Genomic DNA, 7,920 nt, shown 5'->3' with positions numbered 1-7,920 from the left:
CTATGGAGGTCTACAAATTAGACCCAAAAAAGTTTACTGGTTACCCAAAGCCACCTAGTTATATTGACGAGAAAAACATTGTCAAATTTAACTACCAAGCTATTAAAGCTAGAAAAAAGCGAGAACTTGACAAGCGCGAACAAGCCCGCAGAGATGAAATTCGCAAAAGGACTGCTCCGGTCGAACCTCCTGACCCAACACGAGTAACAAGCCGTAACCCTAGTTGGGAGCAACCTACCCCGACTAGCAAGCGCCCGACCCAACCACCACCACCATCAGCCGCCAAACCACCACCCACGCCAAATACTAGCGGTGCTAGAGTGTCTCCGAATGTCCAACCGACAGCAAAATAAGCACCTGCAGCGTATGCTCCCGCCAACACCGCCAAATTCAGCACCCAGTAACAAACCACCATCTTCCTTATCTAATCCAGTTCCTGATGCTGTAAGTCCTCAACCAAAAAACCAAAATCCCGAAAACAAAACGCCAGAAAAAGACCCCTCACCTTTTCCTTTTATTCCACCTATCCCCGCTAGGTCTCCAGATTTTCAAGGCCCTAACAGTCCTAACCCACCAACTCCAGGCGATCCTTGTGGTAATAGCCCTTGTGGTTCAGCAATTCAAAATCAAGTTAACAGCAATGACGACAAGTTGAACCAATTAAATGCTTTATTAAATGGTCTCGATTTGAGTCTTCTAAAAGTAATTGATAACAAGCTTGGTCCTCAAGCACCAGGAGGGCTTTCAACCCGAATTAGTAAATTGTCCAAATGGTTACATCTTGATAGAGCGTTAGAGGATGTTTTAAAAGTCTAAACGAGTAAAAAATTACGCGAGTCGCCTAACCATAATTCGTATCATTGCAATGTAAATAAAAGTTTCGGAAGTTTCAGGTAATATGAGCTCGCTCCTTACTTAGTCTTCTATACCAATTAAGCACGAGCCTAATGTTCGCTCCTTCACCCTGCGCTTTGGTAATAGGACAAAACCCCTCAACTCCTGTGGGTCTGAGAACTATCTCAACAATCCACCGGAATACATCCATAACGAGCGCGCATAAAGTCTTCCCCTCGATAGCCACCATCCATCCAAATCGTATGTAAACGATTTAGGCGATCGCAAATCACAACTTCCGTCCGACCTTTGGGGACTTGGCGCGAAGTCGGCGTGGGTGGGTATTTGGGTCAAATGCTGCCTGAAGCGGGTAAGCGAGTTACTGGGGATTCCTACTATTCAAATTCCGATGCCCAAACGGTCGGAGAACTTAAAAAACAAGATTACCTCACATAAGAGAAACTTCGATTCGTCGTCCTCCAGCATCGCGTCGTCAACTGCATCTCATGGTTCCTGCCTCCCCTTTCCCCAATCATAAGCAGATGCTACAACGCGCTTAACCCGCGCAACGCACTGCCTCCCCTTTCCCCTTCCCCTATTTGATATAAATCCATCACCTGGGTAAGAGACAGTCTTGATTGAACGCTTAGGGTAAGTGGCGATGTATGACCAAGCCTTAGATGCTCTGAGGCTGTACAGCCTATCATGGCGGCGTTATCGGTGCAATATTTCATTGGGGGAAATAACACGCGCAGGTTACGCTCGCAGGCGGCTGCTTGTAAATGTTTCCTCAAACCGCTGTTGGCGGCTACGCCTCCACCGACGGCGATAATTTTCAGATCGTAGTCAAGGGCACAGGCGATCGCTCTTTTGGTAAGCGATCGCGCTACGGTTTCTTGAAAACTCGCCGCAATATCCGCTACAGGTACTTGCTCGCCATTTTTCTCGAATTGTTGCACTAGTCGCTGTACCGCCGTTTTTAATCCGCTAAAACTCGAATCATACCGATGATACCCGCCACCCGGTAAGGAAACTTTTCCTTCGGGCAAAACAAAGGCTTGCGGATTGCCTGACTGCGCCAGTTTATCAATCATCGGTCCACCGGGATAGCCCAACTTTAACAACCGCGCTACTTTATCAAACGCTTCACCTGCCGCATCATCGCGAGTTTGTCCTAAGGTTTCGTATATACCACAATCTTTGACATAAATCAAGCTTGTGTGTCCGCCGGAAACCAGTAAGCTAAGAAAAGGAGGCTTGATAGTTGGCTCGCTTAGGTAAGTCGCGTAAATATGACCTTCAAGGTGGTGAACTCCTAAAAATGGCTTATTGTGTATTATTGCCAGGGTTTTGGCGGCAGTTAACCCCACCAAGAGCGCTCCCACTAGTCCGGGGGCACAAGTTGCGGCAATTCCGTCGATTTTTGCCCAATCTAGTTTTGCTTGTTCGAGGGCTTGAGCGATCGCCTGATTTATCGTTTCTAGATGCTGCCTGGATGCCACTTCTGGTACTACCCCGCCATACTGCTGATGAACCGGAATTTGCGAGGCAACAATACTACTACAAACTTGACGATTGTTTACAATTGCTACGGCAGTTTCATCGCAGCTGGTTTCTATCGCTAAAACGGTTGCCATGACAGGATTATGGTTAATTGAGACTTGATGTCGAAGCTTTAACTTTTATTTACTTAAACTTTACTCGGTTCCCAGGCAAGAGTATGATGACTTCCTAGTTATGCTGATAAACACTGTACAAGCCGCTTCGTTTTGTACAAAAACTTTTTGTTTCGTAATAAAAGGAAACAACTCAATGAGACGATTGTTTACTTTGGTTTTGGCGATTTGTCTAATGTTCAATTTTGCCCCGCCAGCAAAAGCTTTAGGGGCTGACCTTGTACCCTGCAAGGACTCTCCTGCTTTTCAACAACGGGCAGCAGAAGCGCGTAACACTACCGGCGACCCTGCCTCAGGGCAAAAGCGATTTGAGCGTTATGCCCAAGCTATGTGTGGTCCAGAAGGTTTACCTCATTTAATAGTCGATGGTCGTCTAGATCGCGCTGGTGACTTTATAATACCGGGCATTCTCTTTTTGTATATCGCAGGATGGATTGGTTGGGTAGGTCGCGCCTATCTGCAAGCCATCAAGAAAGAAGGTGGGGACGTAGAAAGAAAGGAAATCATCATCGAGGTGCCAAAGGCATTTTCACTGATGCTGTCAGGCTTTACTTGGCCCCTAGCCGCCGTGAAAGAGTTGCTTTCTGGCGAATTGACAGCTAAAGATACCGAAATCCCCATTTCACCACGCTAACAATACACCTCAATTTTACTTATTTGGGAGAATGATTCATGCAGCAGAACTATTTCCTTAAATATCTTTCCCTAGCACCAGTTTTGCTATTCGCTCATTTGATTTTTGTTGCCGTTTTGTGGATTGTATTTAACAACTTGTTCCCCGACCTACTTTTCCACCCGATGCCATAATCGACGGAATTAAACAATTTTGTTAGCAGTTAGTAGTTAGTTGTCAATTAACTACTAACTGCTAACTGCTAACAAATTAATTTTGGGAAACTGGTAATGCTGGAAACAGCATACAATTTTCATATCTCTATATATGCTTGCTTAATTAACTTTTCTAAACTTCGCTGTGAAAAATCATATTTAGACACAATTATTACTAATAATAAATAATCAAGCATCTTATTTAGAGGCAAAGACAAAATATGGCGCAAGCAATAGACGCATCAAAAAATCGTCCTAGCGATCCGAGAAATAACGAGGTTGTCTTTCCAGAATGGCGCGATCCGCAACGGGGAAATCTAGAAACGCCGATTAATGCTTCTCCCTTGGTCAAGTGGTTTATTAATAATTTACCCGCCTATCGCCCAGGTATAACTACCTTCAGACGAGGGTTAGAAGTCGGTATGGCTCATGGTTACTGGATATTTGGTCCCTTTGCCAAATTGGGTCCCCTGCGGAATACAGATAATGCCAACTTAGCTGGGTTACTAGCAACCATTGGCTTAATTGTTATTCTTACCGGCACCCTCTCCCTGTATGCTAATAGCAATCCTCCCCAACCAGTTGCCACCGTCACTGTACCCAATCCTCCAGATTCTTTTAAAACTAAAGAAGGCTGGAGTAACTTTGGCAGTGCTTTCTTAATTGGTGGTCTTGGTGGTGCAGTAGTTGCCTACCTTGTGGCTTCTAATATCGAACTAATTCAAGGTTTAATCGGCGGTTAGTTTAGTCATTAGTCAAATGACAGTGTGAATCAGATAAGGACACAAAGGAAAGGTTAACTTTTTCTTTGTGTCCTTTATTTGTTGGGGTGAAAAACAATTCCTTCGTGATTTGAATGTGTTCTGTTAACCAAATAAAGCAGCAGCGATCGCATTTACAGCGGTCTCCAAATCGTCATTCACGATTTGAATATCAAATTCTTCAGCGGCTTTAATTTCTTCTTGGGCACATTGCAGACGACGGGCGATCGCTTCCTCTGAGTCTTGTCCGCGATTGCGTATCCGTTGCTCTAATTCTTCAAAAGAAGGCGGTAGAATAAAGATGCTGAGGGCGCTAGGGAAAGAAGCGCGGATTTGTCGTGCCCCTTCCAACTCAATTTCTAGCACAACCGTCTTACCGGCGCGAATTTGGTTAAGTACCGCTTCACGAGGAGTGCCGTAATAGTTACCAGCAAATTCCGCCCACTCTAAAAATTCACCTTGAGCAACTAATTGTTCAAATTTGCTACGGCTAATAAAGTAATAATTTTTGCCGTCGATTTCCCCTGGACGGGGAGAACGAGTCGTCACGGATACTGAATAGTATAGCTCCGGATGACGCTGTAGAAGCGATCGCATGAGTGTGCCTTTGCCGACACCACTGGGACCTGTTAAAACAATTAGCCTGCCCAGAGGGGGGCATTCTTGGGTAGTAGCACCATTCTGGATGGATAAAACTTGCATCATCCGCTCAACTTGTGAATTAATCGATAGACATTATTCATTAGCCATTCGCGAGAGCGAGTATTGACTAATAAATTGGTAGCATGGGTGACAGAAAACTTGTCTAATTCACATATTACTGCTGATATGGCGCAAATAGGGGTGGGGCTTTCAACCCACCCCCAATCAATTATCTACAACTTGATGCTCGCGGGAAACCACAAAGCGATTTGCTACCGTTTCTGGTTGAATCGCTGAGAGAATCACATGGCTAGAATCAGTGATAATTACAGCCCTAGTGCGACGACCATAAGTCGCGTCAATCAGTTGACCTCTGTCTCTTGCGTCAGTAATAATCCGCTTAATCGGGGCAGACTCTGGACTGACAATAGCAACTACTCGATTGGCAGACACGATGTTGCCAAAACCGATGTTGATTAACTGAATGTCCATAAAAAAACTTATGCCAAATACAGTGTGAGAAGCTTATTAGTAACTTATTTACATGTTATCTATAAAAAATTGGAGTTACAACGATTAAATTCAAGCCAATAAGCGTTTTTAAATTCTCACTGTTTTTTTTAGCTATTTATGCCCAAATATTACTCAAAATACTTCTCAAGACATAGGCAAAGCAACACTAACACAAGCTATTGAGTAGGTCGGCTAATTAAACATCACTCGCGATCGATCAAGCGTAGGGCATGGGGGAGCGCTAGTTTCGTACAAAGGTGTCAACCCAAGATAGCCACAAAGATTTAAGAACTTCTTGCGCTTACCTTCAAAGGATTCATACGTTCAACCAACACCAAGGATATCGGATGTGTGGCAGCGCAAGAGCGCATTGTAAATTTTGCCACAGATAAATTCGGAGTCGTCCAAGTTTCGGGTCCTCGACTTCAAATCCATCTAAGGCAAGGTATGAAACTCTCCCTTACTTATTTAGTAGATGGTAAATTTAAGGAAAAAATAAAACTTAATGGTCAATTTAAGATATAAATAACACTAGATATTAAAGATGGTGTTCCTCAAAATCCAATCCTTAATTTTTTACCATTACCCAAGTAATGAGTAGTTCAGCGAATCTTGAGAACATCCTCTGAAAAAGTTATAAAATTCATGAGTGAACATCAGTATGATAATTATGAAAATGAATCTTTCTAGACTGGTTTTCAGCTTAAGTTGACACCCTGACGGGGTGACAAAGCGAAAGTCACTGCTATCTGTCAAAGTCGGGTTGATACGAAGCGAATATGGCACAACAAGCAGCTACACCCGTGGAAAAAAAGAGAGAAAAACGAGCAACCTTTTTGCTGGTCTAGGCTACAACTTGTGGATCTCGGAACAAAACCGAGCGGGAGGAGAGAATTTGGTATAGTACGATACTTTTATCCCGCTCGGTTTTGTTAAGGTTGCTCGTTTTTCTTAACTTTATGCGTCCCCTATCAACCCCACGAAATGATTCAAAAAGAGGACATTTTAAACACCATCAGATGGTTATTAAAAATGTCTCCACACAGGCAATAATTAAGTAGGTAGTGATAAATTATATAAGGGAGCTTCAAAGATAAATGTTAATAAATATATGGATCAAGAAAGTGACTGACGCTAATTTTACAGAAAAATCACTAAATATAACGGGTTATCCTCAGAATGAACAGAGGTTATTGTTCACTTTTGAATAGTAAAATAATGTCTTTTTAAATAACATGATTTATATATTTAAGATTTTCTAATGTCCATCTTTCATAATAGCCAGTAGATTTTAACTTTTCTGCAAACAGATTAACCTTTTGTATATTTTGAACTGTAAAATTTATAAATGGATCTCGCCTTGTATAAACACCATCTATATTAAAATCATCAAGTGGATGACCACTGAAAGCAATTAAACCGAGAGGAGATATAAGATTATTTAAATGTTTTGTAAACTGCTTCATCTTATCTAATGAAAGAGCTTGTTTATCTGGATGAATAACTATCATTACTTCGTGATACTTATCTGTTTTAAATTCATTGATTAAATCCAGGACTTTTGCATCTAAACCCAATTCTTCAAAGTAGTAAAAATTAGAAATTTTATATATAATTTTATTTTCCTGACGAAATTTATTTACAAAAGGGCAAACGGGCATATTGTCAAAAACAGGATTTGGCTTTTCTATAAATTTTACTATGTGATCTATCATAGTAAGAATCACTTCAGAATCATTATTGTTATTGTGTAGATTCATAAATTTTTAAAAGTTTGTCAGGATTTATCGGGAAGTAAAGGGAAAATATAGGTACTTCAGCACATCCAGAACATCAAAATTTACTGAATATAATAGCACTATTTTTAGAATAAAATTGTTAACTTAAATTAAAATACTGGCTTTCCGTTTTGGTTCCATAACGACGGATATCACTATGTTCACCACCTTTACCCTACTATTCCTTGGTACAAATTGCCAGAGGCACATGAGGCTTTATGTCCAGACAATCCAGATATTTCAAATGGTTTAGGGACTTCCAAGGAATAAAATCACCAGTGATCAGAATGATAATCATTGTTAGGGGGGGGGTAAGGAGAAGCAGCCTCAGGCTGCTTCTCCTTACCCTTTTTGTAGTAAATTCAATTAGGAGAGAAAATTTTGGGTGTTTAGAATGTTGATAGAATTAACTGATTCAGTCAAAAAAGTGTTTAAGGAAACAGCAAGCGAACTCAAAGGTGCAGAAAGACGGCGTTTTCAAGCACAAATTGTGATGGAGTTAGGTTATGGAGGACAATTACTAGCTCAAAGCAAAAAGAAAAACTGGACAAAAACATATAGCACTTGGCACAGTATGATGTGTCGTTGTTATTTGAAAAGCTATATTTCTTATTCAAACTATGGTAAAAGAGGGATTTTAGTTTGTGAAAGATGGCATTCTTTTGAAAACTTTCTTGCAGATATGGGTGAACCATCAGCCGAATTAACGCTAGACCGAATAAACGGTAAAGAGCGATACGCGCAAGCCTCATAATAACGACTCCGGTCAGCCATCGGAGCTTCTATTATAAGACAAGCGCGATAGGTGCAAAACCCTGTCTCTTTAGAGCAGGGATGTAGCGCCAACGGTGAATTTATTCACCGTGACATCTACTATTTGTGATGTGG

8 protein-coding genes and 3 pseudogenes are annotated in these 7,920 nt (G+C 41.6%); 7 read left to right on the top strand and 4 right to left on the bottom strand.

From position 1 onward, the window contains the following. Both AABK37_RS38765 and AABK37_RS38760 read left to right on the top strand, forming a co-directional pair. Nucleotides 1-353 (top strand): annotated as a pseudogene (locus AABK37_RS38765) (hypothetical protein); the annotation flags it as partial. 13 nt (nucleotides 354-366) lie between these two features. Continuing rightward, nucleotides 367-816: a hypothetical protein gene (locus AABK37_RS38760; RefSeq protein WP_432556721.1), complete on the top strand. Its 450-nt coding sequence runs from the start codon at nucleotides 367-369 to the stop codon at nucleotides 814-816. A gap of 563 nt (nucleotides 817-1,379) precedes the next feature. Here AABK37_RS38760 and tsaD read toward each other — a convergent pair. Continuing rightward, entirely contained in the window at nucleotides 1,380-2,471 is a 1,092-nt protein-coding gene (gene tsaD / locus AABK37_RS38755; RefSeq protein ID WP_432556720.1) for a tRNA (adenosine(37)-N6)-threonylcarbamoyltransferase complex transferase subunit TsaD, read from the bottom strand. Nucleotides 2,472-2,646: 175 nt separating this feature from the next. On the opposite strand from tsaD, the gene AABK37_RS38750 reads away from it, so the two are divergent. The 3 genes from AABK37_RS38750 (at nucleotide 2,647) to AABK37_RS38740 (ending at nucleotide 4,081) form a co-directional block, all read left to right on the top strand. Further along, entirely contained in the window at nucleotides 2,647-3,144 is a 498-nt protein-coding gene (locus AABK37_RS38750) for a Photosystem I reaction center subunit III (RefSeq protein ID WP_432556719.1), read from the top strand. A 38-nt stretch (nucleotides 3,145-3,182) separates the two neighbouring features. Next, on the top strand, nucleotides 3,183-3,317 hold the full coding sequence (locus AABK37_RS38745) for a Photosystem I reaction center subunit IX (RefSeq protein ID WP_432556718.1): 135 nt from the start codon (nucleotides 3,183-3,185) through the stop codon (nucleotides 3,315-3,317). Between the two features lie 242 nt (nucleotides 3,318-3,559). Beyond that, entirely contained in the window at nucleotides 3,560-4,081 is a 522-nt protein-coding gene (locus tag AABK37_RS38740) for a photosystem I reaction center protein subunit XI (protein WP_432556717.1), read from the top strand. A 123-nt stretch (nucleotides 4,082-4,204) separates the two neighbouring features. Here the strand turns inward: AABK37_RS38740 and gmk are convergent, their stop codons facing one another. From gmk to AABK37_RS38725, 3 genes are all read right to left on the bottom strand, one after another. Beyond that, a complete protein-coding gene (gene gmk, locus AABK37_RS38735; protein ID WP_432556716.1) occupies nucleotides 4,205-4,804 on the bottom strand; it encodes a guanylate kinase in 600 nt (199 codons plus the stop codon). A 162-nt stretch (nucleotides 4,805-4,966) separates the two neighbouring features. Next, on the bottom strand, nucleotides 4,967-5,233 hold the full coding sequence (gene remA / locus AABK37_RS38730) for an extracellular matrix/biofilm regulator RemA (protein WP_039748225.1): 267 nt from the start codon (nucleotides 5,231-5,233) through the stop codon (nucleotides 4,967-4,969). Nucleotides 5,234-6,480: 1,247 nt separating this feature from the next. Then, on the bottom strand, nucleotides 6,481-7,014 hold the full coding sequence (locus AABK37_RS38725; RefSeq protein ID WP_432556715.1) for a hypothetical protein: 534 nt from the start codon (nucleotides 7,012-7,014) through the stop codon (nucleotides 6,481-6,483). 159 nt (nucleotides 7,015-7,173) lie between these two features. Here AABK37_RS38725 and AABK37_RS38720 point away from each other — a divergent pair. Together AABK37_RS38720 and AABK37_RS38715 are read left to right on the top strand one after the other, a co-directional pair. Continuing rightward, nucleotides 7,174-7,302: pseudogene (locus AABK37_RS38720) on the top strand (fatty acid desaturase); the annotation flags it as partial. A 130-nt stretch (nucleotides 7,303-7,432) separates the two neighbouring features. Further along, a pseudogene (locus tag AABK37_RS38715) lies at nucleotides 7,433-7,588 on the top strand (ISAzo13-like element ISMae28 family transposase); the annotation flags it as partial. Nucleotides 7,589-7,920: the final 332 nt, after the last annotated feature.

Source organism: Tolypothrix sp. VBCCA 56010, assembly GCF_050875635.1.
Taxonomy (GTDB): Bacteria; Cyanobacteriota; Cyanobacteriia; order Cyanobacteriales; family Nostocaceae; genus Hassallia.
The sequence above is the reverse complement of the archived record's forward strand: the minus strand, read 5'-3'. Positions and strand labels throughout refer to the sequence as shown.

Bases quoted from the DNA above. Each gene is read 5' to 3' on its own strand.
- AABK37_RS38760 (WP_432556721.1), top strand. From the start codon at position 367: ATGCTCCCGCCAACACCGCCAAATTCAGCACCCAGTAACAAACCACCA.
- tsaD (WP_432556720.1), bottom strand. From the start codon at position 2,471: ATGGCAACCGTTTTAGCGATAGAAACCAGCTGCGATGAAACTGCCGTA.
- AABK37_RS38750 (WP_432556719.1), top strand. From the start codon at position 2,647: ATGAGACGATTGTTTACTTTGGTTTTGGCGATTTGTCTAATGTTCAAT.
- AABK37_RS38745 (WP_432556718.1), top strand. From the start codon at position 3,183: ATGCAGCAGAACTATTTCCTTAAATATCTTTCCCTAGCACCAGTTTTG.
- AABK37_RS38740 (WP_432556717.1), top strand. From the start codon at position 3,560: ATGGCGCAAGCAATAGACGCATCAAAAAATCGTCCTAGCGATCCGAGA.
- gmk (WP_432556716.1), bottom strand. From the start codon at position 4,804: ATGATGCAAGTTTTATCCATCCAGAATGGTGCTACTACCCAAGAATGC.
- remA (WP_039748225.1), bottom strand. From the start codon at position 5,233: ATGGACATTCAGTTAATCAACATCGGTTTTGGCAACATCGTGTCTGCC.
- AABK37_RS38725 (WP_432556715.1), bottom strand. From the start codon at position 7,014: ATGAATCTACACAATAACAATAATGATTCTGAAGTGATTCTTACTATG.